The 26,587-nt window shown below is 44.0% G+C and carries 26 protein-coding genes and 4 pseudogenes; 20 read left to right on the top strand and 10 right to left on the bottom strand.

What is annotated here, in order from left to right; all coding sequences use genetic code 11:
• The first annotated feature begins 33 nt into the window (after nt 1–33).
• The 6 genes and pseudogenes from GKR74_RS14995 to GKR74_RS14970 all read left to right on the top strand — a co-directional run bounded on the left by GKR74_RS14995 (nt 34) and on the right by GKR74_RS14970 (nt 6,563).
• Entirely contained in the window at nt 34–1,719 is a 1,686-nt protein-coding gene (locus GKR74_RS14995; RefSeq protein WP_154604181.1) for a methyl-accepting chemotaxis protein, read from the top strand.
• 112 nt (nt 1,720–1,831) lie between these two features.
• Entirely contained in the window at nt 1,832–3,397 is a 1,566-nt protein-coding gene (locus tag GKR74_RS14990) for a methyl-accepting chemotaxis protein (RefSeq protein WP_154604180.1), read from the top strand.
• Between the two features lie 158 nt (nt 3,398–3,555).
• Nucleotides 3,556–4,404, top strand: a pseudogene (locus GKR74_RS14985) (CheR family methyltransferase).
• Nucleotides 4,392–5,459 (top strand): protein-glutamate methylesterase/protein-glutamine glutaminase, encoded by a 1,068-nt coding sequence (locus tag GKR74_RS14980; protein ID WP_154604178.1) that lies wholly within the window; start codon nt 4,392–4,394, stop codon nt 5,457–5,459. Before GKR74_RS14985 ends, GKR74_RS14980 begins: the two are co-directional and overlap by 13 nt.
• A 42-nt stretch (nt 5,460–5,501) precedes the next feature.
• Entirely contained in the window at nt 5,502–5,894 is a 393-nt protein-coding gene (gene cheY / locus GKR74_RS14975; protein WP_036951481.1) for a chemotaxis response regulator CheY, read from the top strand.
• Between the two features lie 24 nt (nt 5,895–5,918).
• Entirely contained in the window at nt 5,919–6,563 is a 645-nt protein-coding gene (locus GKR74_RS14970; RefSeq protein WP_154604177.1) for a protein phosphatase CheZ, read from the top strand.
• A gap of 72 nt (nt 6,564–6,635) precedes the next feature.
• Here the strand turns inward: GKR74_RS14970 and GKR74_RS14965 are convergent.
• The 5 genes and pseudogenes from GKR74_RS14965 to yajD form a co-directional block, all read right to left on the bottom strand.
• Nucleotides 6,636–6,989, bottom strand: a pseudogene (locus GKR74_RS14965) (CcdB family protein).
• A complete protein-coding gene (locus GKR74_RS14960; protein WP_154604175.1) occupies nt 6,989–7,225 on the bottom strand; it encodes a type II toxin-antitoxin system CcdA family antitoxin in 237 nt (78 codons plus the stop codon). The pseudogene GKR74_RS14965 and the gene GKR74_RS14960 overlap by 1 nt, the downstream one beginning before the upstream one ends.
• 143 nt (nt 7,226–7,368) lie before the next feature.
• Complete coding sequence (locus GKR74_RS14955; protein WP_154604440.1) at nt 7,369–7,869, bottom strand: GNAT family N-acetyltransferase; 501 nt, start codon at nt 7,867–7,869, stop codon at nt 7,369–7,371.
• Between the two features lie 21 nt (nt 7,870–7,890).
• Nucleotides 7,891–8,163, bottom strand: coding sequence for a type II toxin-antitoxin system TacA family antitoxin (locus GKR74_RS14950; RefSeq protein ID WP_154604174.1), 273 nt, complete (start codon nt 8,161–8,163; stop codon nt 7,891–7,893).
• 446 nt (nt 8,164–8,609) lie between these two features.
• Complete coding sequence (gene yajD, locus GKR74_RS14945; protein ID WP_154604173.1) at nt 8,610–8,957, bottom strand: HNH nuclease YajD; 348 nt, start codon at nt 8,955–8,957, stop codon at nt 8,610–8,612.
• A 284-nt stretch (nt 8,958–9,241) separates the two neighbouring features.
• Between yajD and flhB the strand changes: the two genes are divergently transcribed.
• The 3 genes from flhB to GKR74_RS14930 all read left to right on the top strand — a co-directional run bounded on the left by flhB (nt 9,242) and on the right by GKR74_RS14930 (nt 12,886).
• On the top strand, nt 9,242–10,393 hold the full coding sequence (gene flhB, locus GKR74_RS14940) for a flagellar biosynthesis protein FlhB (RefSeq protein WP_181478385.1): 1,152 nt from the start codon (nt 9,242–9,244) through the stop codon (nt 10,391–10,393).
• On the top strand, nt 10,386–12,482 hold the full coding sequence (gene flhA, locus GKR74_RS14935) for a flagellar biosynthesis protein FlhA (protein ID WP_154604172.1): 2,097 nt from the start codon (nt 10,386–10,388) through the stop codon (nt 12,480–12,482). The genes flhB and flhA overlap by 8 nt, the downstream gene beginning before the upstream one ends.
• 248 nt (nt 12,483–12,730) lie before the next feature.
• Complete coding sequence (locus GKR74_RS14930; RefSeq protein ID WP_154604171.1) at nt 12,731–12,886, top strand: hypothetical protein; 156 nt, start codon at nt 12,731–12,733, stop codon at nt 12,884–12,886.
• A gap of 36 nt (nt 12,887–12,922) precedes the next feature.
• Here the strand turns inward: GKR74_RS14930 and GKR74_RS14925 are convergent, their stop codons facing one another.
• The 3 genes from GKR74_RS14925 to flgA form a co-directional block, all read right to left on the bottom strand.
• On the bottom strand, nt 12,923–13,363 hold the full coding sequence (locus GKR74_RS14925; RefSeq protein WP_154604170.1) for a flagella synthesis protein FlgN: 441 nt from the start codon (nt 13,361–13,363) through the stop codon (nt 12,923–12,925).
• Between the two features lie 11 nt (nt 13,364–13,374).
• The gene (gene flgM / locus GKR74_RS14920) at nt 13,375–13,677 is read right to left on the bottom strand and encodes a flagellar biosynthesis anti-sigma factor FlgM (RefSeq protein ID WP_154604169.1); all 303 of its coding nucleotides are present in this window, start codon (nt 13,675–13,677) and stop codon (nt 13,375–13,377) included.
• A gap of 246 nt (nt 13,678–13,923) precedes the next feature.
• The gene (gene flgA / locus GKR74_RS14915) at nt 13,924–14,595 is read right to left on the bottom strand and encodes a flagellar basal body P-ring formation chaperone FlgA (RefSeq protein WP_154604168.1); all 672 of its coding nucleotides are present in this window, start codon (nt 14,593–14,595) and stop codon (nt 13,924–13,926) included.
• A gap of 240 nt (nt 14,596–14,835) precedes the next feature.
• On the opposite strand from flgA, the gene flgB reads away from it, so the two are divergent.
• The 11 genes from flgB (at nt 14,836) to flgL (ending at nt 25,179) form a co-directional block, all read left to right on the top strand.
• Entirely contained in the window at nt 14,836–15,249 is a 414-nt protein-coding gene (gene flgB / locus GKR74_RS14910; RefSeq protein ID WP_006657508.1) for a flagellar basal body rod protein FlgB, read from the top strand.
• A gap of 5 nt (nt 15,250–15,254) precedes the next feature.
• Nucleotides 15,255–15,659, top strand: a complete 405-nt coding sequence (gene flgC / locus GKR74_RS14905; RefSeq protein ID WP_154604167.1) for a flagellar basal body rod protein FlgC — start codon at nt 15,255–15,257, stop codon at nt 15,657–15,659.
• Nucleotides 15,660–15,671: 12 nt separating this feature from the next.
• Entirely contained in the window at nt 15,672–16,538 is an 867-nt protein-coding gene (locus GKR74_RS14900) for a flagellar hook assembly protein FlgD (protein WP_154604166.1), read from the top strand.
• 45 nt (nt 16,539–16,583) lie between these two features.
• On the top strand, nt 16,584–17,852 hold the full coding sequence (gene flgE / locus GKR74_RS14895) for a flagellar hook protein FlgE (protein ID WP_154604165.1): 1,269 nt from the start codon (nt 16,584–16,586) through the stop codon (nt 17,850–17,852).
• Nucleotides 17,853–17,867: 15 nt separating this feature from the next.
• Complete coding sequence (locus GKR74_RS14890) at nt 17,868–18,623, top strand: flagellar basal body rod protein FlgF (protein ID WP_154604164.1); 756 nt, start codon at nt 17,868–17,870, stop codon at nt 18,621–18,623.
• A 47-nt stretch (nt 18,624–18,670) separates the two neighbouring features.
• Nucleotides 18,671–19,453, top strand: a complete 783-nt coding sequence (gene flgG, locus GKR74_RS14885) for a flagellar basal-body rod protein FlgG (RefSeq protein ID WP_006657513.1) — start codon at nt 18,671–18,673, stop codon at nt 19,451–19,453.
• Between the two features lie 80 nt (nt 19,454–19,533).
• The gene (locus GKR74_RS14880; protein ID WP_154604439.1) at nt 19,534–20,268 is read left to right on the top strand and encodes a flagellar basal body L-ring protein FlgH; all 735 of its coding nucleotides are present in this window, start codon (nt 19,534–19,536) and stop codon (nt 20,266–20,268) included.
• 35 nt (nt 20,269–20,303) lie between these two features.
• Nucleotides 20,304–21,419: a flagellar basal body P-ring protein FlgI gene (locus GKR74_RS14875; protein WP_036951445.1), complete on the top strand. Its 1,116-nt coding sequence runs from the start codon at nt 20,304–20,306 to the stop codon at nt 21,417–21,419.
• Nucleotides 21,419–22,399 carry a flagellar assembly peptidoglycan hydrolase FlgJ gene (gene flgJ / locus GKR74_RS14870; RefSeq protein WP_154604163.1) on the top strand — a complete coding sequence of 327 codons (981 nt, stop codon included), beginning with the start codon at nt 21,419–21,421 and terminating at the stop codon, nt 22,397–22,399. The genes GKR74_RS14875 and flgJ overlap by 1 nt, the downstream gene beginning before the upstream one ends.
• 139 nt (nt 22,400–22,538) lie before the next feature.
• A complete protein-coding gene (gene flgK / locus GKR74_RS14865) occupies nt 22,539–24,179 on the top strand; it encodes a flagellar hook-associated protein FlgK (RefSeq protein ID WP_154604162.1) in 1,641 nt (546 codons plus the stop codon).
• A gap of 64 nt (nt 24,180–24,243) precedes the next feature.
• Nucleotides 24,244–25,179 (top strand): flagellar hook-associated protein FlgL, encoded by a 936-nt coding sequence (gene flgL, locus GKR74_RS14860; protein ID WP_154604161.1) that lies wholly within the window; start codon nt 24,244–24,246, stop codon nt 25,177–25,179.
• Nucleotides 25,180–25,537: 358 nt separating this feature from the next.
• Here the strand turns inward: flgL and fliR are convergent.
• Nucleotides 25,538–26,311, bottom strand: a pseudogene (gene fliR / locus GKR74_RS14855) (flagellar biosynthetic protein FliR); the annotation flags it as partial.
• A pseudogene (gene fliQ / locus GKR74_RS14850) lies at nt 26,305–26,583 on the bottom strand (flagellar biosynthesis protein FliQ). The pseudogenes fliQ and fliR, both read right to left, overlap by 7 nt.
• Nucleotides 26,584–26,587: the final 4 nt, after the last annotated feature.

Here is a 26,587-nt window from a genome sequence, read left to right as displayed (position 1 = left end):
CAAACTACAACAACACTATGTTAGTAAAACACCATGTACAGTCGAATTAAAATCGTATCAGGACTTTTGTCCGTTATTTTTGTATTTATTTTATTGCAGCTGGTATCAAGTGGTTTGATGTTTACCAAACTCGGCGATAACAGCGACAGTATTAATTATTTGAATTCTCTCCAACGCCAAAGACTCGTTCTGACTCAAAGCTGGGTTAACTTATTGCAAGCTCGTTCTGACTTAAACCGCTCTATTAACGCGTATTTATTAGAAGAGTTAAGCATTAAAGATGATGCCTCTGCTGCGGATCTTATTGCTTCAGCAAAAGGTAAATTTAAAGCTGCCGATGAAGCGTATGACAGCTACAGAAAGTTGATGGCAAACGCAGAGGTGGATAAGGGGTTATTTGATAACTTACTGAAATCCTATGAGGATTACCGTACTGCATTAACCAAACTGTCAGAATATGCAGAGAAAGGGGACTTAAACGGTTTCTATGCGCATAGAACGTCAGGGCTACAAGCCAAATTTGAAGAGCAATTCGGTCTCTATTTTGCTGAAATTTCTTCAGATTTTGAAAATGAAGTCGTGAATGCAGAATCCAATTACCGCCAAGCTCTGTATTTGCTGGTTATTTTATCGGTACTGTTAGCAGTGATCAGCGTGATTAGCTATCGCTATGTGCGTAAAGGGATCACTGAGCCATTAAATACGCTGATCGAGCGCATTAAAGTGTTCGCTTCAGGGGATTTAACACCAAAAATTGATACCTCAGCGAACAACGAAATTGGTGAACTTGCGCGCGGTGCTCAGCACATGCAACAAGAGCTGATCAATACGGTTCGTGGTGTACTGGATGGTAGTGAAACTATCTATCAAGGTACCACTGAAATCGCAGCGGGTAACAATGACTTATCTTCACGTACTGAGCAGCAAGTGGCTTGCTTAGAAGAGACGTCTGCTAGCATGAGTGAGCTGACAGCAACCGTTAAGCAAAACACTGAATATGCTCATCAAGCCAGTGAGTTTGCAAGCCAAGCTTCTGTTATTGCAAAAGAAGGCGGCAAAGTAGTGTCTAACGTGGTTCATACCATGCGTAACATCGCCGATAGCTCACAAAAAATCTCTGATATTACCGCGGTTATCGACAGCATTGCTTTCCAAACCAATATTCTTGCACTGAACGCTGCCGTTGAAGCTGCGCGTGCAGGTGAACATGGTCGAGGATTTGCGGTGGTTGCCGATGAAGTTCGTAGCCTTGCTCAACGCAGTGCAGATGCAGCAAAAGAGATCAAAGGCTTGATTGAAGACTCTGTTTCTAGAACAGACGTCGGGGCTCGCCAAGCAGAAGATGCTGGTGAAACAATGACAAAAATTGTCGACTCAGTCACACGTGTTACTGACATCATGACGCACATCGCAACCGCGTCTGATGAACAGAGCAAAGGTATTGCTCAAGTGAGTATTGCCGTGGAAGAGATGGACAAAGTGACTCAGCAAAACGCCTCACTCGTTGAGCAATCCGCTGTTGCTGCAAATGTACTGGAAGAGCAAGTCGCTAAGCTTTCTCAGTTGATCTCCATTTTCCGTTTACCTGCAATGGATCAAGCAAAAGTACGCAACGCACAACCTGCACCAAGAACAGTATCTAATATTGTTAAAACACCAGATTTATCCAAAATCGCATCGAAAAATCATAAAGATGACGATAACTGGGAAACCTTTTAAGGGTAAATCTGTTCGAGCGCTGTGAGAGTTTCTCTCGCAGCGCTTTTATATGTTTAAGCTCGATAATTAAAAAAGGGCCAAACTTTTGGCTGGCATAAGTAGGGGATTAAATATGTTAGGAAAGAATATCCGAATTTCAGTGAGCTTATACTTACTCCTGATTTTATTTTGTGGTATGCAGTTAACCTCAAGCGGCGTCTCTGTCGGTATCGTTAACAGCGAATTAAAAGCGCTAGAAAGAATCGATATGGGTTCTAAAAAACGCGCATTACTGGAAGAGACGAGTAAAAACTTAATGCAGGCGCGTAATAGCCTGACCCAAATTGCCTTACTGATGAAAGTGGGCGACCACGTCCCATTAATCGAAGAAACCCGTGTTGTTTTCGATAACTACTTAGTTTCAGCTAACAAATCGTATAACGAATTCAAAACTCAGCCAGTGCTAAGCGAAAAAGAAAACTTAGCAGCATTGGAAGAGAAATTTAATGCCTTCGTCGTCACGTTAAATGCATTGAAAGGCAATCTTGATAACAACGATGTTGCAGCTTATATCAATCTGCCAGCACAACAAAACCAAGATGAATTAATCAGTGTTATTAATAACTACCTCTCTGTTTTAAACGACGAAAGCAACGCTTCTATTGCGGATGCAAGATTTTATAACCAATTTGCATGGGGCTCATTCTTCACCGTTATTATCATTATTTTCGGTGTGATTGCCGTTGTACACCTATGGTTAAAACGCAAAGTCATTTCACCATTAAACAGCATGAGTGAGCACTTTATGCACGTTGCGGAAGGGAAACTAAATCAGAATATTGAAATTAACTTCCGTGATGAAATCGGTGATGTATTCGAAAAATTAAAAGTCATGCAGCAGTCACTGGCAAAAACCGTCACCTCTATTCGTTCTAATACAGACCAAATGTATACGGGTATTCGTGAGATTGCTTTAGGGAATAATAATTTATCATCAAGAACAGAACAGCAGGCTGCCTCGTTAGAAGAGACTGCGGCGAGCATGGAAGAATTAACGGCGACGGTGAAACAAAACGCGGATAACGCCCGTCAAGCTAGTGAACTCGCTGTAACTGCATCGCGTACGGCGACCAAAGGTGGTGAAATCACGGAAGGTGTGATTGACACCATGACTGCAATTTCGAACAGCTCTCAGAAAATTAGCGCCATTATCAGTGTTATTGATGGTATCGCTTTCCAGACCAATATTCTTGCATTGAATGCAGCAGTAGAAGCGGCGCGTGCGGGTGAACAAGGTCGTGGATTCTCGGTAGTTGCAGGTGAAGTTCGCGCATTAGCGCAGCGAAGCGCTGAAGCGGCGAAAGAGATCAAAGGCTTGATTGACGAGTCAGTTGGACGTGTGAACCAGGGCTCTCAGTTGGTGAATGAAGCAGGTCAAACCATGAATGAATTGGTTGCCGCCGTTAATCAGGTGACCGAATTGATGGGCAACATTGCGTCTGCATCGAATGAACAGAGCCGAGGTATTGAGCAAGTCGCGATTGCGGTAACCCAAATGGATTCTGTTACACAACAAAACGCCGCATTAGTAGAGCAATCAACGAGTGCAACAGCGGCACTTGAAGACCAAGCCAATAATCTGGTCGAGACAGTGGAATTTTTCGAATTACCAGAACAATCCACCCGAGTTAGACGGTAATGGGGATCCACGCAATAGCGTGAATAATGAAGTCTCAATCTAGATAACGTGAGTTAGGGTGAGACGGTTAGCTAGACAATTCACAAGTTAGATGATGATAGTTAGGCAGCCACTTTCGGCTGCCTCGCCGGTTTTTATTGAATAGGACGACAAGTACGATGCTATTAGTACCACAGATAGAACCTTTGACTGATGACGAGTTTGGTCGGGTTTGTCGATTTATTCATAAAAAGTCTGGAATAGTCCTTACGATGAATAAGAAAAATATGGTCTATAACCGCTTATTAAAGCGTTTACGTGACTGTAATATCGACAATTTTTCTGACTACTTACGAATGTTAGAACGTGAACCGTTGAATGCGGAATGGCAAGCATTCATCAATGCTCTGACCACAAACTTAACGGCATTCTTTCGAGAGCCTCACCACTTTGCGACATTGACGGATTTTTTAAAAAGCCGCCGAAATAGCAATATCAATATTTGGTGTTCGGCCTCTTCGACAGGGGAAGAACCTTATTCTATCGCTATGACAGTGAGTGATGTTCTGGGAGCCAACGCCATCAATGCCAAGGTCGTTGCCAGCGATATTGACACGGAAGTATTAGAGAAAGCGAAACAAGGTATCTATCGAATCGAAGAGCTCAAAACCCTGACAGCATTGCAACGGCAGCGCTACTTCATGAAAGGGGTGGGTGAATACGAAGGGTTTGCTCGCGTAAAACCCGCACTTAGCAACATGATTGAGTTTCGTTACTTAAACCTGACGGAAGGCGATTGGCAATTACAACATCGCTTCGATGCGATTTTTTGTCGTAACGTCATGATTTATTTTGACAAGGAAATGCAGATAAAACTGCTAGAGCGCTTTGCGCCACTGCTCAAGCCGGATGGCTTATTGTTTATTGGTCACTCTGAAAATATTTCGCAACTGACAAAACAGTTCGTGATCAATGGGCAGACTGTCTACAGCTTAGCGTCGGCGAGGAGAGGACAATGAAAAAAATAAAAGTATTGTGCGTCGATGACTCTGCACTAATGCGCCAATTGATGCGTGAAATTATCAACAGTCACTCTGATATGGAAGTGGTCGACACGGCGCCAGATCCGTATGTTGCTCGGGATTTGATTAAGCAACTGGAGCCAGATGTTATCACCCTCGATGTTGAAATGCCGAGAATGGATGGCATTGATTTTTTAGAAAAATTGATGCGGCTACATCCAATTCCGGTGGTCATGGTATCCACATTAACCTCTAAAGGTTCTGAAGTGACATTAAAGGCTTTAGAGCTGGGTGCCGTGGATTTTGTGACAAAACCACAGATTGGTATTCGCGAAACCATGATGAGTTATCGCGATATGATCGGTGAAAAAATTCGCGCAGCGGCGATGTCTAAAATGTCGCAGCGTAACCGTTTTGCTCGCACAGAGAAAAAAGCAGCTGAACCAACAACTCTTGCTAAACCGCTGACGCCATACGTGTGCAACAACCGCGTGATAGCAGTGGGCGCATCAACCGGTGGAACAGAAGCAATCCGTCAATTTTTAGAGATGCTGCCTAGAGAGTGCCCTCCTGTGGTGATCACTCAGCATATGCCTGCAGGCTTCACCCGCTCTTTTGCTGAACGCTTAAATAAACTGTGTGCACTCACAGTTAAAGAGGCAGAGCACAACGAAGTTTTACAAAAAGGCTGCGCGTATATCGCGCCGGGTGATTCACATATGCTGATTGCCGATAAAGGCAAAGGCTACCAAGTGGTGTTGGAGCAGAGCGAGCCGGTTAACCGCCATCGTCCTTCCGTTGATGTGCTATTTGACTCAGTCGCTAAGCATGTCGGACGTAAATGTATTGGTATTTTGTTGACGGGGATGGGAATGGATGGTGCCAAAGGCCTACTCAACCTGCGTCAACAAGGGGCTTTCACTTACGCTCAAAACGAAAGCAGCTGCGTAGTATTTGGTATGCCGCGTGCCGCAATCGAAATGAATGCGGCAGATGAAGTGCTGGATCTACTGAAAATTGCCCCTAGCGTATTAACAAAACTTTCTACTGTCACCGTTTAGTGGTGACAGTTTATTTATCATTGTATTTTTGAAGGAGTGGTTATGGCCGCTAAAGATCTGAGCTTTCTGGTTGTCGATGACTTTTCTACTATGCGTCGCATCGTCCGTAACTTATTAAAAGAACTTGGTTTTAACAAAATTGAAGAAGCGGAAGATGGCGTTGATGCCCTCGAGAAAATCCGTGCTGGGAATATTGATTTTGTGGTTGCAGACTGGAATATGCCAAACATGGATGGCTTAGAGTTACTTAAAACCATTCGTGGTGATGATGCACTAAAACATATCCCCGTCTTAATGGTGACTGCAGAAGCGAAGAAAGAAAACATCATTGCGGCAGCACAAGCCGGCGCAAGCGGCTATGTTGTGAAACCGTTTACCGCCGCTATCCTCGAAGAAAAATTAAATAAAGTATTTGAAAAAATGGGGCTGCAATAATCGCGGGCGGTAAAGGAGACAGTGATGATTGAACAAGTAGCAATGAATGGCAGCCGTAGTGGCACTGGCAACGAAGATCTAAAACACGTCATTACACGCATTGGAACTCTGATGAGAACCTTACGTGAAAGTATGCGTGAGTTGGGTCTTGAGAAAAGTGTTCAGCAGGCAGTAGCAAGTATTCCAGACGGTAAAGATCGCCTGCGTTATATTGCCCAAATGACAGCCCAAGCGGCAGAAAAAACACTCAACGGCATTGATGTCATCAAGCCGCTGCAAGTGGAAATGAACAAAAATGCGATTGCGTTGCAGCAACAGTGGGAAGAGGCGGCATCCGGTGAAGTCTCCGAAGCGTTACGCGGCTCCACTCAAGCATTTTTGGGACAAGTTATCCAAGATAGCGAAGTGACTAAAGCTGAATTACTAGAAATCATGATGGCGCAAGACTTCCAAGACTTAACGGGTCAAGTCGTCAAAAAAATGATGGAAGTGGTTGAAGAAGCAGAGAAACAGCTATTAGCGTTGCTGATGGAAAATACACCACCAGAAATGCGAGTGAAGACTCAAAGTGAAAGCCTGCTCAACGGTCCTCAGATTAATAAAGAAGGTGTGAATGTGATGGCTTCACAGTCACAGGTAGATGATCTGTTAGATGAGTTAGGTTTCTAATTCGTTCGCTCCTTCGTGATATTTTGAGCTATAGCGTTATTGGCTGCGTTTGCCTTGTTGCTATGGCTCAAATTATTTAGGGTAGTTGTGCATCATTATTTTATTAGCGATTGTTAATCAAAACCCATCGACCAGTAGGTCTATCGCACTTTTGATTTTATCTCTTTGGTACTCAATGCAAATAATCTCTTTTCCTAGCATGGATTTAGAGATGGCAGACATCAAATGAGTCATAAGTACAAAGGGTTGCCCTTCAATATCAATAATTGGGTTAAGTCGAATCGGCAGGGCAGCTTGCAGATGACGTGTATCAAATAAAGGAATGATAAGGCGTGTTGTTAGGTCATCAATAATGTCACTTTGTACATCCAAAAGATAAGGATAGTTGGTTAGCTCTTTTTTAGCTTGATAGACACAATATTGCATTAAAGCTCCTTATATTCCTCTGAAAAAATTCCATATTCTTCACTGATCCTATTGAGTTCCTGAAAACCATCTTGGTTATCCGCTTTCCATTTTAACGCCTCAAGTTTTTTGAGTTCAGCCAGTAAAGCATTGGATAACACGAGGGAGAAATTTAAATTGGCTTTTCTCGCTTGTTCATAAAGTTCAGGGGAGACTGTCACACTCACCGTCTTTTTCATTTTATTGGCTACCGTCATCGCAACTCCTTTTTGATATATATGCTAAATTTACTGATGCATCTGAGTACATGTGCTCGAACACGGGTAAATGTAGCATGTATTTTGAGCGGAGAATCAATTTACCTCCATTTATTGAAAAATTCAGACACTCTGTTCTCTTTTTACATATCAAAAAGCGCTTCAATGGACTTTATTGGATAAAAAAAGCTATCAGCGTTATCTCCTGTTAATTGGATAAAACCGAGTCCGAGATAAAATTGTTTGGCTTTATCATTTAAGGCCTCGACAAATAGGCCGTAAATACCCACTGCATGCGATGCTTGATAGACAATTCTCATTGCATGAACAACGAGTAACTCACCATAACCTTGTCGTTGAATACTTTTATCAATGGCCAAACGACCGAGCGTGACACTGGGCGCATTTTCGTAAGGCACTGCTATTTGTCGCTGGCGGCTTGGCAACATTCTTTTTTCAAAACTACTCCCTGATAAGGTGTAGTAGCCCATTACACGCGGCTTTTCTTCTTTGGTTAACAGCATATACCCACGTAAAATTTGGTTTCTATGCTGCCGTTTTAAATGTTCGGTGAGAAACGTATTCATATAGGGCTCACCGCAATCAAAATGTGTTAAATCATAGTCGATTTCCTCTGAATACATCGCGATTTTAAAGTCCTTCACTTATTCCTCCGTGTCTTGTAGACGTTTGGCAACTTGCTTCAAGCGGTTATTTACAGCTGGTGGGTTATTGATAGCATTTTGAACTAAATTCCATGAATGCTCATTCAGGATGAGGCGTCGATGGTGATTGACAATTTCACTGGCTCGTTCTGATGCAATACTAATCATGAACTGAGATATAGACAGGTTGGTAATTGCTGCAGCTTCTTCAATCAAATTTTTGTCCTCTTCATTAAGTCTTAAGTCGATTCGTTTGGTTTTGGGGGCTAACATGGTATTTCTCCTAGCCTAAATAGCGGTCAGTTTTTCATGTTCAGACGTTCAATAACCCTTTACTGGGTTATCATTCCATCATATTCATATTGTACGGTTTTGCACCGTACCTGAATGATAAATGTACACTGAGGTAAGTTCAACTAGATTTTGAACACCAAACTAAAAGAAATACGCAATGTGGTTTTATACATGGTTAGCTTTGTTCACAGGTAGTTTTATATAGAGCCACAAACAGATCGAATGTGTTTATTTGGGTTTGCGAAGCGCTTCGCAGAGGGGGTGCAATAAGATGCAATTTCTGATAAATGGCTGTATAGCGCGCCGAAAAATGAAATTATAATGCTGGAATAGAGAGACGAAGGCTGGAAAGGCAAGGCTAACAGTCGGAAGAAACGCAGGCTTGAATAGCATTTCAAACCTGCGAGAACAAAATGCGGATGCGATTATTTCTTTTTATCTAGCATCGCTTTTAAATCTGCAAATGGGTTATAAGTGGCTTCACCCACATCTTTTTGTGCATCTTCACCCGCAACCACATTCGTTCCATACTGGTCGGCTTCTGTATACTTAGAATGTTCATGATCGTGACAGAAGAGACACAATAACTCCCAATTACTGCCATCTTCAGGGTTATTGGTATGGTCATGATCGATATGATGAACGGTTAATTCTCTCAGATTCGAATAAACGAATTCCCGCGTGCAGCGCCCGCATATCCATGGATAAATTTTAAGTGCTTTTTCACGGTAGCCACTTTCTAAGCGAGCATAGTTTTTAGGGATCAGAGCCATAACGAATATCACCTGCTATAAATAGAGTGTTTTACATTGATGTTATCAATATACCCCATTTTACGGCGTGGGTATTATAGGAAGTGATTTTTTAGGTCGTCCTTTTTTACTCTCTCTCTTTTTACCTTTCATTTACCTCTTTGCGAAGCGCTTCGCAAAGTTGTTGCCATATTGCTCAATAGCCAAAAAACCCCTGCGAAGTACGTCTATTTTCCACCATTGATTTTTTTACACTCTGTCATGCTATAGCGACTATGCGTATAGGCTAATTTTTTGGAAGTCACGTGTCCGACGAAAGTGATGTAGAAAAAACAGAAGAACCCACGCCCCATAAAAAGCAGAAAGCGAAAGATGATGGGCAAATTGTTCGCTCCAAAGAATTAAGCTCCCTCATGATGATGTTGGCTGGAGTCAGTTTGCTGTGGCTAAGTGGAGGGCATTTGGCAAACCAGCTACGACAAATCATGCGCCAAGGATTTATCTTTGACGGGCATTATCTGCAAAACACCGGGTTGATGCTCAGTTATTTGGGGAGGGTAGTTAGTGAGGCGTTATTTGCTCTATTTCCAATTATTGGGGGGTTAGCGCTGGTGGGGATCTCGGCATCGTCACTGGTAGGTGGGCTGTTATTTAATAGCAAACTGATTAAGTTTGATTTGAAAAAATTAAATCCAATCAAAGGATTAAAACGAATTTTCTCCATGAATGCCTTATCTGAACTGTTTAAGGCGATATTAAAATCACTGTTTGTGGGGTTAGGTGCGTCCATTTTTCTTTGGCAAAGCTGGCCATCGTTACTCCATTTGGTGATGGAACCACCGACAACCGCGTTGGCAAACGCACTCGAGAAGGTGATTTTTGCGGGTTATTTAATTGTTTTTCTATTAATCCCGATGGTGGCATTTGATGTGTTTTATCAATTTCGCTCTCACTTGAAAAAGTTACGGATGAGCCGCCAAGAAATTAAAGACGAATTTAAGCAACAAGAGGGCGATCCTCACATTAAAGCCAAAATTCGTCAGCAACAACGAGCGATTGCACGTAACCGAATGATGGCAGATGTACCCAGTGCGGATGTGATTGTCACCAACCCGACTCACTACGCTGTCGCCCTAAAATATGACGATAAAAAAATGGGAGCGCCGAAAGTCTTGGCAAAAGGCGCGGGGGTTATTGCCCAACGTATTAAAGAAATTGGTGCAGAGCACCGTATTTTACAACTTGAAGCTCCACCGCTCGCGCGTGCGTTATATCGCCATGCGGAGATTGGACAAAGTATCCCTGTTGCGCTGTATGCAGCGGTAGCAGAAGTTTTAGCATGGGTTTACCAATTACGCCGCTGGCGTCGTGAAGGTGGCCTGAAACCAAAGAAACCGAAAAATTTACCAGTGCCACCGACGCTGGATTTTGCTGGAGATAACAATCGCGATGGCTAATTTGGCTGCACTTTTAAAATTGCCGAAAAACTTACAAGGAACTCAGTGGCAAATCCTCGCTGGACCCGTGCTGATATTACTGATTCTGTCGATGATGGTTTTACCATTACCGGCATTCCTGCTGGATTTACTGTTCACCTTTAACATCGCGCTGTCCATTATGGTGTTGTTAGTGGCGATGTTCACCAAACGAACACTCGACTTCGCAGCATTCCCGACTATTTTGCTGTTCGCAACCTTATTGCGTCTATCGTTGAATATCGCTTCAACGCGTATCATTTTGTTGGATGGTCATACTGGGCCTGATGCAGCTGGGCGAGTTGTCGAAGCTTTTGGTCATTTCCTGGTTGGCGGTAACTTTGCCATTGGTATCGTCGTTTTCATTATCTTGGTTCTGATTAACTTTATGGTTATCACCAAGGGTGCGGGGCGTATAGCTGAAGTGGGCGCTCGCTTTGTACTTGATGGTATGCCGGGTAAGCAAATGGCTATCGATGCCGATTTAAACGCCGGTATCATTAATGATGATGAAGCGAAAAAACGCAGAGCAGAAGTTACCCAAGAAGCTGATTTTTACGGTTCAATGGACGGTGCGAGTAAATTCGTCCGTGGTGATGCCGTCGCCGGAATTATGATCATGGTGATAAACGTCATCGGTGGTCTGATTATCGGTGTGGGTCAGCACCATATGACACTCGGTGATGCAACGAGCGCTTATACCTTATTAACCATCGGTGATGGCCTAGTCGCCCAAATTCCAGCATTGATTATCTCGACAGCAGCGGGTGTTATCGTCACTCGCGTTGCAACCGATGAAGATGTTGGTGAGCAGATGGTCACTCAACTGTTTAATAACCCACGCGTGATGTGGCTCAGTGCTGGGGTATTAGGGTTGATTGGTCTTATTCCAGGAATGCCTAACTTTGTTTTCCTACTATTCACCGCCGCACTCGCTGCATTAGGGTGGTATCTGGTCAAACGTGCTCGCAACCCAGAAAAAGCGATGGATGATAGCCAAGCGCAGCATTTCCAAGAGGCCAATAAAGTGGTCGAAGCCACATGGGATGATGTGCAACTAGAAGATTTACTGGCAATGGAAGTCGGTTATCGCTTAATTCCGCTGGTGGATAATGACCAACAAGGGGAGCTGTTGGGTCGACTTCGTGGGCTACGTAAGAAATTTGCTCAGGAAGTTGGCTACTTACCTCCGGTGGTGCATATTTGCGACAACCTAGAGTTATCCCCGTGTGAATATCGCATTCTTATTAAAGGGGCTGAGGTGGGGCGTGGAGAAGCTCAACCAGGACGCAATTTAGCGATTGACCCGGGCAATGCGGCGGGAACCTTACAAGGGGATAAGACTAAAGAGCCTGCATTTGGTCTACCTGCTGTATGGATTGACGATGACTTGCGCGAACAAGCTCAAATTCAAGGTTATACCGTTGTTTCCGCAAGTACCGCGGTAGCAACGCACTTCAATCAAATCTTACTGCAATACTCGAGCACGCTTTTTGGTCGTCAAGAAGCACAAATGTTGTATGACCGCGTGAAAAAAGAGATGCCAAAACTAGCAGATGATTTGATCCCAGACACTATTTCATTGACCATCTTGCACCGCGTTTTACAAAACCTACTCATGGAGGATGTGGTGATCCGCGATATGCGCACCATTATTGAAACGCTGGCAGAAATGGCGGGTGAAAATGGTGAGCAGAAAGATACCGATTACCTCACTTCTCAAGTACGTATTGCTCTAGGACGTGCTATTACTCAGCAATGGTTTGGTAGCGCGGAAGAGATTCAAGTGATTGGGTTGGATGCGAAGTTGGAACAAATCCTGCTACAAGCTGCGAAAAATGGTGGTGGTTTAGAACCAAACTTAGCGCAGTTTATTCAAACTCAAGCGGAAGAAGCGGTGGGACATCAAGAAGCCATGGGCGCACCAACCGTATTGTTAGTGAATCATGCGCTGAGATTGATTTTATCCCGCTTCCTGCGTCGTAGCTTGCCGCAGTTAGTGGTGATGTCCAATTTAGAAATGACAGATCACCGTAAGATTAGAATGACATCGATGATCAGCGGGTCATAAACAGTCGATTGATTTCAAATTAACAAAACACAAATAAGTATCACAATAGGCAGTGTAGTGAGATGAGCGTCATAACTCCTCACTCACGGCCTATTTTTTTGCGCGTTAGTTCTATACAAGAGCACCGTTAAGGTCTTTACGGACTTTAAATCGAACGGCATCCAGTCTCACTGGCATGAGCCAAAAGACGCTAGATGTTAATCATTAAAGTGCATCGATATCTTATACATAATCATGGTGGAAATAACATGGCAGACACATTGAAGGAATTATTGGAATTTGCTAAAGGACTAGAAAAAGTCGGGGTTACAGATGGAGAGGTTGTGAAGCGTATTGAGGCGAGAAGAAAAGCAAGAAAGGCTAAATTTAATAAACAAAAAGACTCTGATCATTTAACCAGATAAAAATAGGGGGCGAGGAAAATAGGTTTAGCCAGAAATCTAAATTGAAATTTTCTTTCCTAACGCTGGGCGTTTAGATTCTAAGCCATCAGCACCGTAAGTTGACTGATTATTATGCTTTTTCACAAAATTTAGACGTTGTGCATTCAGCTCAATATGCAGTTGAAGCATTTGGTGATTACGATAATTTAAATCTTTTAGCTGAGCCGTCAGGTCTTTAATTGTATTCCAAGTGTGGCTAAGCGCTGGGTTACCTTCATACGGTGCAACGATTTTTGCTTGCTCTTCCAATTGTAAACGGTGGTTCTCGCCATGACTGATAGCGGCAACTAAAAAACGCTTTTGCTCCGTCGTTTCCTGAAATGGAGAAGGTGGCACACGATGGTAACCCAGTAATAACTCTTCATTTTTCATCACAATTTCCAGTGACTGCAAATGACCAAGCTGCTGTTCTAATAGGAGTAATAATTCGTCGTTCATAGTCGTTCAGTTTATTTCATAGAAAGCATGCATTCATGGGCATCACGTAAAATGCCATCAGCGATTTTACCTGCATCCATGGTTAACGTACCGTCTTTGATGGCTTGTTTGATTTTTTCAACTTTAGCGACATCAATATCAGAAGCTTGAGGCTGAAGTAATTTCTTTTGTAACTCACTCGGTGCAAAAGTGCTTTCTTTAACAGCTTCATTAGCGGAGACTTTTTTCTCACGAACTAACGCTGCGGTTTCTTGTGGATCGCGAGTGGTTACCTGAGTCAAGGCAGAGATTGCAGATGTTTGCTCAATAGCCATAGTATTTTTCCTGTTCCCGATATTTTTGATATAGAAGGTTATCGGCAGATATTAGTGAACCTTTAATATTCGGTTAGTTTTCAAATTACCAGTGAGATAAGTAATTTCACTTAAATTGCGATGTAAATCCTGATAATTAACTGCATATTTAACTACTTCAGACGAATTGCAAAAATTATACCTGTAATTCGCTTCAAAAACAGAAAATTATCACGCTATAACTTGATGATTTAATTTTAAATTAAGCTAGTTAAGCGCCACTTGAACACTGCCATTTTCTTGAGCTTCACCATTGACCACTTGCCCATTGATGAGTCGAACCCGAATATTCTCACCCATCGCAGCATTATTAATGGCTCGACCTTCATACTTAACGGAAAAGTTATTGCCAGTAGCAAATACATACACGGTTTGACCCGCTTTAATAGCCCAAGGGCGCCTAACCATTGAGCTAGTAAACGTCTGCCCAGCAGTAATATTGCGAAGGGCTAACGTACCACGCAGCGCCATTTTATCGGTAGATGCACCTGACGGTAATTGATGAATAAGCCCTTTTTTGGTGCCAATATCCACAAATTCAATGGTTTCTCCCTTCTGAATATTGCGGGTGGCAACATAGTATTGCCCAGTGACATTCACCGTTAGCTGTAAATACGTTTTTTTCTTATCACACTGCACTGGCAATGAAATGTTTCCCATATTACGGCCACCACTTGGTAAGCCAATTTGCGGCTTATCACAATTTGGCCATTTATCTATTGGGGTTTTTATTTCAATTGAAACGCTATTTTGTTTTCCATGAATTTTACGGAAATACTGGTCAATATCTTGTGGAAGAGATGCTTGAACAGAAAAAGAAAATAGGTTTAATATACTGATAATTAAAATATATTTAATTGAAAAAATAGTTTTTATCATCCCATTTCCTTTTTCATCCAATACCTTTTCACCCTTGAAGTTTACCTACATCGTCAATAATGAATGAGGCAAATAGGTCAATTATTTTGCCTTTATCTCGCCATTAGATTTTTTATCTGCCAGCTAATATGAGCATCGAATTTCTATATTCAAACTTTGCGTTTATAAAAACCGCAATTAAAAGATTCTTAATTTTCGTCTAAATCGATTAGGAATTAACTGAAATCCATTGAGGAAACCATGATTGATAAATTAGATGCCACCTTTGCTTTTCAGCAACGGGCTTTGTCCATAAGAGAAGCAAGACAGACTGTTTTGGCCTCTAACATCGCCAATGCGGATACCCCCGGTTATCAAGCTCGTGATATTGATTTTAATCGTCAATTACAACAAGCGATGGATAAAGGCGTGGTGAAAGGAAAGGGTATTTCACTGGCAGTGACAGCCAAAGGACATATCGAAGGCCATGATATGAAGCCTGCTGCGCTGGATCTGAAATATCGCGTGCCTTATCAAACTTCAATGGATGGAAATACGGTTGATATGGATGTTGAACGCAGCCAATTTGCTGATAACACATTGAAATATCAAGCCGATCTTACATTCATCAATAGCCAAGTCAAAAGTATGTTGGCCGTTCTACAACAAGGGTAAGGGTTATGGGTTTACTCAGTATTTTTGATATCTCCTCTTCTGCATTAACCGCGCAATCTCAGCGTTTAAACGTTAGCGCGAGTAACATGGCGAACGCAGAAAGTGTGACGGGTCCTGATGGTGAACCATACCGCGCGAAGCAAGTGGTTTTTCAAATGGCGCCACAAGGTCGCAACCAAGTTGGTGGCGTTCGTGTGAGTGAATTAATCGAAGATCCCGCTCCCCCGCGTATGGAATACAAGCCCGGTCATCCTCTTGCAGATGAAAAGGGCTATATGAAGATGCCTAACGTCGATACCGTGGGTGAAATGATCAACACCATCTCCGCATCGCGTAGCTATCAAGCCAACTTAGAAGTAATGAATACCGCTAAAACATTGCTACAGAAAACCTTAACGCTAGGTCAGTAACGGAGACGCGCAATGGGAATTTCTGCCTCAATGAATGATTCTTTGGATAACACAGTTGCTGGACCTGCAGCTGCAGCGAGTAACATTCCAAAGAAAAGTCAAAGTGATGATATGCGTGACACATTTTTAACCATGATTGTCACGCAAATGCAGAACCAAGACCCGACCAAACCAATGGATAACGCGGATTTAACGGGGCAATTGGCGCAGATAGCCACGCTTGAGAGTATGAATAAACTCAGCGATAGCGTCACCGGAATTTCGCAACAAATTGGGTCTGGACAGTCATTACAGGCGACGCAATTAGTGGGCAAAGGGGTACTTATCCCGCGCAATGAAATTGTGCTTGCGCCACTGAAAAAAGAGAGCAACGGCGAAAAGAGCAATGTGGCTAAGCCGGCTAACCCGTTACCTGATGATGTGATTAGCGCGAATAGCCCATCTAATTTTGGGCTCAGTAATTTTGGCGCAACAGAAGGTAATGAAGGCGGAGAAGGTACTGAAGAGCCGCAAACCGATTACATTTCATCGCCATTTGGTTTCTTCCTACCGAAGATGGCCGATAGCGTTGAAATTACCATTCGAGACAAAAACCGCACCGTAATCCGCACTATCACCTATGACTCAGAAGTGAAACCCGATATTTACGATATGGCATGGGATGGTCGCGATAACAACGGCAATGTGGTTGCCGATCCGAAAGGGAAATATTTCTTTGATGTGAAAGCCGTCAGGATGGGGTCTGAAATAGAGGTCACCAAACTCGGTTATACCCGTGTCAATGGTGTCACACCGGGCTCAGATGCACCATTACTGGATGTTGGAATAGGGCAAAGCGTGCCACTAAGCAGCATCTTTAAAGTGTATCCCGCATCTTAATTTTATTCCCCAAACTTTTATTCCCCAAATATTCATGGAGAAAATATGTCTTTTTCACAAGCAGTCAGTGGCTTAAATGCAGCATCAGCGGGGCTAGATTCGATTGGTAACAACATTGCCAACTCCGCAACTAACGGTTTTAAAGGGGCGACGACCTCGTTCGCTGATATGTTTGCCGGCTCCGGTGTTGGGCTAGGTGTTAACGTTGCAGCCGTCACTCAAAACTTCAAAGATGGTCCAATTACCCGTACTGATAGAGCAACCGACGTTGCGATTTCCGGTAACGGGTTTTTCCGTGTTCAAGACCAAAACGGGGATGTTTATTACAGCCGTGACGGTCAATTCCTGCGTGATAAAAGCGGTAACTTAGTCAACAACCAAGGCATGGTAGTGACTGGATATCCGGCAAGTGTGGATGATAAAGGCAACGTCACTGTACAAAGCGGCGGTGTTCCGGGGGGTATTAATATCCCAACGGATATGATGGATGCTAAACAATCTGATTTAGCCAAGTTAACCATTAACTTGAACTCAGAAGATAAAGTTAAAGATAAGCCGTTTAATCCAGATAACCCAGACGATATTGCAACGTATAACTTCAGCACCACCATGACGGCTTATGACAGCCAAGGTAACACTCATGAAATCTCTGTGTACTTTGTGAAAGGTGCAAATAATGAGTGGAAAGTGTATGCAAAAGATGCAAATGAGACTAAAGCGACTCAACTGATTAATACAGAAGAACCAACAGATCCTAACGACCCTGTAATCGTTCATGACCGACTTGTATTTGATGGTAATGGACGCCTGCAAACACCATCAAACGCAACGTTTGAGTTTGATTACAAAGGGGCTAATGGGGCAAATGATGGTGTATTAAAAATTGACTTAAATAAAACTCGCCAGCAAAAAGTAAGCGAATCTTCAGTCAGTGCTATCGATGTCAACGGCTACCCAGCGGGTGAATACACCACCTTCAAAATCGAAGATAACGGTCTGATTGTTGCTAACTACTCCAACCAACAAAAACGTGTTGTGGGTCAAATTGCATTATCCGCATTTGCTAACCCGAACGGTTTAGTGTCCCAAGGTGGTAACGTCTGGGCAGCGTCTAACGCTTCCGGTAACCCGATGGACGGCGTTCCGGGTGTAGGTCAATTCGGTAAATTGACCAGCGGCGCACTGGAGTCATCCAACGTGGACATGAGCCAAGAACTGATCAGCATGATTGTAATGCAGCGTAACTATCAGTCCAACGCCCAAACCATTAAGACCCAAGACCAGATGTTACAAACACTGGTTAACTTACGTTAATCCTAGAGGCTGGCGATGGATCATGTCATTTATACCGCAATGGGCGGGGCGCGTCATGCGCTTGAAAACCAAAGTATTGTTTCGAATAACATTGCGAACGTTTCAACAGCAGGCTTTAAAGCTCAGCTGTCAGCGATGCGCGCAGTGCCTATTCACGGTGATACCGAGCAGACGCGTACGCTAGTTGTCGCATCAACACCCGGTGCGGATATGAGCCAAGGTCAACTGAACTATACCGGTAGACCGATGGATGTTGCGTTGAATGATAAACACTTTTTGGCAGTCGCTTTAGGCGATGGCACGGAAGCGTATACCCGCAACGGTAACATTCAAATTTCGCCAGACGGTGAATTGATGATTGGTGAGCGTGTGTTGCAAGGGGATGGCGGGGCTATCAACGTGCCACCTAATGCGGAATTAACTATCGGTAACGATGGAACCATTACCGCGTTGCTGGCAACCGATCCGCCAACCATGTTGGGACAGATTGGTCGCCTCAAAGTGGTTGAAGCGCAGCCGCAAGACTTAGTCCGTGGCGAAGATGGGTTATTCCACTTATCCCCTCAGGCGCAAGCAGCGAATGGCGAAGGATTACCGATGAGCGAGCGTGCGGTCGTGACTTCTGGGGTGATTGAAGGCAGTAACGTCAATGCCGCTGAAGCCATGGTCTCCATGATAGCCAATGCTCGCCATTTTGAAATGCAAATGAAAGTGATCCACAGCGCAGACGAAAATGCGCAGCGTGCCAATCAACTACTTACGATCAGCTAATCACTAACAGCTAGCCGCTGGACGGCAATTGTTAGTAAGGAATGACTATGATCCGCTCTTTATGGATTGCAAAAACAGGGCTTGATGCTCAACAAACTAACCTAGACGTAATTTCCAACAACTTGGCAAACGTCAGCACTAACGGTTTTAAACGCCAACGTGCGGTATTTGAAGATTTACTGTACCAAAACATCCGTCAACCGGGTGCGATGAGTTCAGAACAAACTTCATTACCATCAGGTTTACAAATGGGTACCGGTGCGCGCCCAGTGGCGACAGTACGTATTCATAGCCAAGGTAACTTGAACAAAACCGGCACGACCACGGATATCGCCATTAAAGGCCAAGGTTTTTTACACGTTCAGATGCCTGATGGTACCGATGCTTACACCCGTGATGGTGCGCTTCAGCGTAACCAAGATGGCCAGTTAGTGACATCGAGTGGCTATCAAGTGGTTCCGGCGATCATGATCCCAGAAAACGCCAACAGCTTGAGTATTGCCCGTGATGGTACGGTTTCAGTCACCGTGTATGGAGACAACCAACCACAGCAAATCGGTCAAATCACGTTAACCACTTTTATTAACGATGCTGGCTTAGAAAGCATGGGTGAAAACCTGTATATGGAAACCGCAAGTTCAGGGGCACCGAATGAGAGTGCTCCGGGCACCAACGGCGCCGGGTTGCTGTATCAAGGTATGTTAGAAACCTCAAACGTTAACGTTGCCGAAGAGTTGGTGAACATGATCCAAACTCAACGTGCATACGAAATTAACAGCAAGGCAGTTTCTGCATCAGACCAAATGCTGCAACGTCTGACACAGCTGTAAGTAAGGATGGCAGTTCATGAATAACATCGTGAACTGCCTTTCGTGATGACAAAGGTATCCAGTAGCAAAAGAGTCGCATGATGATTGAAAACGGTATTGTTCCTAAGCGGAAAAAAACAGTGTTACAGACCACAAAATCCGTCTGTTTGGTTGCGGCAGTGGCGGTCACATTAAATGGCTGTGCACATATTAAGCCACGCCCGCTGGTGGACACACAAACCAGTGCAGTACCGACTGCACCCACAGCACCCGCTCCTAACGGTGCTATTTTTCAGAGTGCTCAACCTGCTTACTACGGCTACCAGCCGCTATTTGAAGACAGAAGACCTCGTAACGTTGGCGACATCTTAACGATCAACCTACAAGAAAACGTGAGTGCGAGTAAAAACTCGTCGGCAAATGCAAACCGTAGCGGAAAAACCGGATTCTTGGCAGCGATTCTGCCTGGGTTTATGCAAGGTTGGTTAGGCGGTAGCAACACAGAAATTGATGTGAAAGGAAACAGTGACTTTAACGGCAAAGGTGGCGCAAATGCCAACAATACCTTTAAAGGCACAATTACCGTGACCGTTGACCAGTTATTAGCAAATGGCAATTTGCATGTCGTGGGTGAAAAACGCATTGCGATTAATCAGGGAACGGAATCTATTCGCTTCTCAGGGGTAGTTAACCCGCGCACGATTGGCGCAGATAACAATGTAAGTTCCACGCAAGTGGCTGATGCTCGGATTGAATACGTTGGTGATGGCTATATCAACGAGTCCCAAACAATGGGGTGGTTACAGCGTTTCTTCTTAAATGTATCCCCTTACTAAGTGAATATCCGTCAGCTAATAGCCGAGAAAAATCAATGAAAAACAAATTATTCGTTCTCATTTCATTTGTTTGCCTTTTCGGGAGCCTATTTGTTGCTCCTGCCTACAGCGAACGAATTAAAGATCTCACCACGGTGCAAGGGGTGAGAGATAACCCATTAATTGGTTATGGTTTAGTGGTCGGATTGGATGGAACGGGTGACCAAACCATGCAAACGCCATTTACCACTCAAAGCTTAAATAACATGTTGTCCCAGATGGGTATCACCGTTCCACCGGGCACCAACATGCAGCTGAAAAACGTCGCAGCCGTTATGGTCACGGCGAAGATGCCGCCATTTGGTCGCTCTGGTCAATCGGTGGATGTGGTTGTTTCCTCGATGGGTAACGCAAAAAGTTTACGCGGTGGTACCTTGCTGATGACCCCATTAAAAGGGGTTGATGGGCAAATTTATGCGATGGCGCAAGGTAACGTTTTAGTGGGCGGTGCAGGGGCTAGTGCAGGCGGAAGCAGCGTCAAAGTCAACCAACTTAATGGTGGACGCATTACTGATGGCGCAACGATTGAGCGTGAACTGGCCAGTAGCTTTGGTCAAAGTGGTGCTATCAACCTGCAACTTAATGAAGACAGCTTCGCATTAGCGCAAGACATTTCAGATGCGATTAACCGTCTGGGTGGAATGGGTTCTGCGCGCGCATTAGATTCGCGAACTGTTCAATTACTCGTTCCTGCAAATAATACAGATCAAGTCCGCTTTTTATCACGAGTTCAAGAGCTGAACGTGCGCACACCGATGGCAGAAGCCAAAGTTATCCTAAATTCACGCACCGGCTCAGTAGTGATTAACCGTAGTGTCACCTTAGACAGTTGCGCGGTCGCACACGGTAGCTTAGCCGTGACGGTTGACCGTCAAACCCAAGTTAACCAACCGAATACGCCATTTGCTGGTGGGCAAACGGTGGTCACGCGTAATACCAATATTGGCGTGAAAGAGCAAGGTGGGGCGCTGCAAAAAGTGAATGCAAGCGTTCAACTTAACCAAGTTATCCAGGCGCTCAATACCTTAGGGGCAACGCCAACAGATTTGATGTCTATCTTGCAAGCGATGGAAAGTGCGGGCTGCCTACGTGCGAAACTGGAGATCATCTAATGAGCGATATGCAGTTATTACAAGGGGCTGCGTATGATGTCCAGTCGTTAACCAGTTTAAAAGGTGAGTTAAACAAATCGCCAGAACAAGGGCTGCGTCAAGTGACGCAGCAATTGGAAGCGACATTCGTGGAAATGATGCTCAAAAGCATGCGTTCTGCATTACCGCAGGATGGCATGTTTTCCAGCGACCAAACGCGCATGATGACCAGTATGTATGACCAACAAATTGCCCAAGATCTTGCCCAAAAAGGGCTTGGTTTTGGGGAAATGATGTATCAGCAACTGACCCGTGACCAATCGCCAAGCTCACCTGCACAAGGTGCATTTATGCCACTGAATGAGCAGGATCTGCAATCGTTGCCACCGTTCGCATTAGAGCAAATGGTTCGACGATTTGCTCCTGCCATGGGGGATGCACTGGCATCACCTTTCAAGCAAATCAAATCCTTATCACTCAATAGCAGCAATTTCATCAATCAATTGATTGAGCCTGCTAAAAATGCCAGTGAAAAAAGCGGTATTTCCCATTTCTTAATTTTGGCGCAAGCGGCATTAGAAAGTGGTTGGGGAAAACGAGAGATTCTGACAGCAGAAGGCAAAACCAGCCATAACTTATTTGGTATTAAAGCCGGTAAAAATTGGCAAGGACCGGTCACAAATATTATGACTACGGAAGTGATCAACGGCAAAACCATCAAAATGCGCGATGATTTCCGTGTGTATAGCTCCTATGAAGAGGCGATTTCCGATTATATCAGCCTGTTAACGGAAAATCCTCGCTATAAAGACGTTAAACACGCCGCAACCCCAGAAATTGCTGCACGTCGCCTTCATAAAGCGGGATATGCCACCGACCCAGGATATTCAGACAAATTGATCACGTTAATTAACCAGATTCGTGGTTCGGGCAGTGTGGCGAATACCTCGGCATCACGGGCGATTCAAGCTTATAACATCGACTTAAACGATATCTTTTAAAGCGTCGCAATAAATCAAAGTTTGCGCTAAACATTTGCGCCAATTTTCCGATAAATAAATAAGTGAAAAATTTTGAGTGGCTAGCGCTGAGATTGAGTCAGCCAATCAAAGCGCTCAGTCCCAAGAATAGGAAAAGCTTATGCTGAACAATGTAATGAATAATGCGCTCAGTGGTGTGAACGCTGCGCAAGGCGGGTTAAGTGTTATTTCTAACAACTTAGCGAACGCTGGCGTAGGTTACTATCACCGCCAAAGTGCTGTTTTCGGGGAGAATCCCGGTACGATGACACCTAATGGTTATTTTGGTAACGGCACCTATTTCAGCCATGTTCGCCGTGAGTTTGATGAATTTGTTAATGCGCAATACAGCCAATCCCGCGCGCGTAGCGGTGATTTCGAAGCGTATGTGAAAAACTGCAACAAAGTGGATGACCTACTGACAAACAATGTCGAAGACTTGTCTGGTAGCATCGGCAGCTTCTTTACTGCGCTGGATACAGCGAGCAGTGATGCAAGCGACAAAACGCTACTTGACGTTTTCTTAGGACAATCCAACGCGTTAGTTTCTCAATTCAAAGAAGCTGATAAACAACTGCAAGAGATGGAACGTGATATCAACCGCCAAATTGAAAATAAGGTGAAAGATATCAACGTCTACGCAGAAAAAATTGCGGGATTAAACCAACAAATCGCACGTGTGCGCTCCGTCAGTGGTTCAGAGCCTAATGACCTGCTGGATGTGCGTGACCGCTTAGTGAACGAAGTTAACTCGTTGATTGGCGTTAAAGTTATCGAACAAAACGGCAACTATAACGTGACCTTTGCCAACGGGTTACCGCTGGTTACTGGCGAAAAAGCTAACCGCTTAGAAGCGGTGCCATCCTCAAAAGATGATAGCCGTTTTAGCATTGGTTTTGTGGGGGCAAATGACCAAGTTCGTGAAATCCCTGACGAAGCGTTCAAAGGCGGCGAATTGAGCGGTATTTTACGTTCACGCCAAGAAGTGCTCGACCCTGCTTATCAAAAAATCAATAAATTAGCGTTAGTTTTCGCGACTAAATTTAATGAAATCCACCAAAAAGGCTTTGATTCTAATGGCGAAACTGGCAAAGACTTTTTCGCGATTGGTAAAGGCACTGTGGTCAGTAACACCTTCAATACTGGTAAAACTGACTTTGATTTGAGTTACAGCGATGTTTCTCAAGTTACGGGCAAAAACTATGAAATGCGTTTTGATGGTGGCAAATGGAATGTGACCCGTTTACCGGATGGCGTTGACGTTAAAGTAGATACTAGCACTTCAGGCTCACTGAAATTTGAAGGTATTGAACTCAAAATCACGACCAATACTCCTGCACAAGGGGATACTTTCGTCGTTAAACCGATGAATGGTGTGGTTAACGGGATGTCAACGCTGGTAACCGAGTCTTCGCAGTTTGCAAAAGCAGGCAGCAAAGACGGTGGCCCGGGTGACAACGAAAACATCAAAGAGTTAGTTAAGCTGCAAGATCAAAAACTGATTGATGGTGGCTCGACGTTCTCTGATTTCTACGCAACATTAGTCAATGATGTGGGAAGCCGTACTAAGCAAGCGCAAATTGATTCTGAAACCCAGAACAAAATGACCGAAAGTTTCTATCGCCAAGAGCAAGAAATTTCAGGGGTTAACATGAATGAAGAGAGCATTCAGATGCAAAAAATCCAGCAATTCTTTAATGCTAATGCTCAGGTATTAAAGACGGTTGATGATTTATTCAATGCATTAATGCGTGCGTTCTAATTGATGACGTTTTGAGTGATCAAAAACACTGGGTTTTAATCAGAATTTAATAAGGATTTAAGCGATGCGTTTAAGTACGAATATGATTTTCCACCAACGCTTACAGGACATGAATGGCGCTCAATCTCGTTGGATGGAGGCTGGTAGTCAATTAGCTTCAGGGCAGCGTGTAAACAAGCCTTCAGATGACCCGCAGGCGTCATCTCAAGCGGTGCGTATTAACCAGTCTGAAAACCGCAACCAACAATATGTGACCAGCCGCGGTTTTGCGAAAACCGGTATGACGTTGCAAATGAGCATCCTGACGCAAATGACGGATGTCACGACGCAAATCGATACCACCATCATTCAGGCCTCTAACCAAGGCGCTTTGAGTGATAAAGACCGCAATTCACTCGCTGAGCAACTGACTGGCCTGAAAGAGCAATTAGTTGCGCTGGGCAACACTACCGACGGTAATGGTCGCTATATTTTTGCGGGCTTTAAATCTGATAAGCCACCATTTGAAATTGATGCTGCCGGCGAAGTGCTGTACCACGGTGGCGATAAGCCAATCACTCAGAACGTCGCGAGTGAACGTGAAATGACTACCTATTTCACGGGTGCCCAAGTGTTTGAAACCGATGGTGCGGGTATGGTCAATGTATTTAAAGCATTGAACGAAGGCATCAAAGCGCTGGGCATTCCACAAGAAAATGCACCGCAAGCAGATTTGGACAGAGCGCAAGCGGGTATGGATACAGCTAACCGTGGCATCAAAGCGGCATTAGATCAAATCTCCAATATCGAAGCGAAACAAGGTTTACAGCTGCAAGAGATTGATAAACTTGATTTCTTAGCGGATACCCGTTCTATCCAGAATGCGGCGCGTAAGAGTGAGTTGTTAGAGACGAACTGGACAGCGACGACAACGGATTATTATAAAGAGAAGGCGATGTTCCAAGCTTCTCAAGATATTTTCAAAGATCTCAACAGCATGTCATTATTTGGCGGCCGTTAATTGATTTTTACCGCACCCTGTAGCAGTGGCATGTGTATCGGGTGCGGGTTTTCTTCTTAGTATTTTTCATACGTCTTTCCAATTTCCCTTTCTGATTTTTCTTGCACGATTTTTTTCATTCCAACCCCACATTTCGTTTTTCTCTTTTAAGGTCACTGGGTTTGACTTTTTAATAAATTAATTATTAAACAATAGATTAATAGAGTAGATGGCTTGGCCATTATTCATCGTAATACTTGAGGGACAGAACAAAACTTATGCAGAGTTGTATAGTGAATGAACAAAAGAACCAGAATATCGCAGTACTTATGAAATAGAAGAGCGAAGTAATATGTCGTTTGAGATGGTTAGATCAAACCCACAAATTAAACATTAACGACAGCTGCTCAAACGCTTGATGGATAAGGCGTTCTGTATAGCGCGGTAGGATAGAAATAATCAATCCCAACATGCTGATACCGATAGTTAATGTGAGAGGGAAACCCACCACAAACACGGATAACTGCGGCGTCATTCGGTTTAGAATACCCAGGGACAAGTTGAGAATTAAAAACAGCGTAATAAACGGTAGGGCGAGCATTAACCCATTGATAAAAATGGTATTAGCAAATTGTAAAAACACCCAAAAACCATCGCGGTGCAGGGGCGCGGTTTGAATAGGGATCAGCTCAAACGAGTTCGTCAGAATATAAATCAGCCACAAATGCCCATCGAACGACAAAAACAGCAGCAACGTGATTAAATTTAAAATTCGTCCAAGGATTGGCATATTAGGGCCGCCAGTCGGGTCAAAGAACGTCGCGAACGATAACCCCATCTGCAAACCAATCACTTCCCCCGCATGACGTACCGCGGCAAACGCCATCTGCATGGTCAATCCCATGGCAGCGCCAATCACAATTTGTTGCACACAGACCCATAATCCCATAGCTGAGAATAGAGGGATAGTTGCGATAGGTAATTGTGGGGAAATGACTAAAACAGTAAAAAAGGCGAGTGCGATACGTACCTTACTGATAGCCTGTTTTTCATTAAAAAACGGAGCGGTACCAAACAGGGCTAATAGGCGAACAAAAGGATAAAAACCTTGGCTTAACCATAGCGTGAGCGTTTCACTGGTAATGGTTAACATGATCAGCCAATGATAAACGGTAAGTTACTAAACAATGTGCGGATATAGTCCGTAAGCAGGTTCAGCATCCATGGCCCCGCGATGATTAATACTGAAATCACCGATAAAATCTTAGGAATAAACGACAACGTCATTTCGTTCACTTGGGTAGCCGCTTGCAGTAGGCTGATAATTAAACCCGCGGCCAGTGCAGCTAACAGCAAAGGCGCCGCCAGCATCAATGCGATTTTCATCGCTTCCGTTCCCATTGCCATTACAGATTCAGGTGTCATGTGT

The sequence above is a fragment of the Providencia sp. wls1914 genome (genome assembly GCF_009706645.1).
GTDB classification, from domain to species: Bacteria; Pseudomonadota; Gammaproteobacteria; order Enterobacterales; family Enterobacteriaceae; genus Providencia; species Providencia zhijiangensis.
The sequence above is the reverse complement of the archived record's forward strand: the minus strand, read 5'-3'. Positions and strand labels throughout refer to the sequence as shown.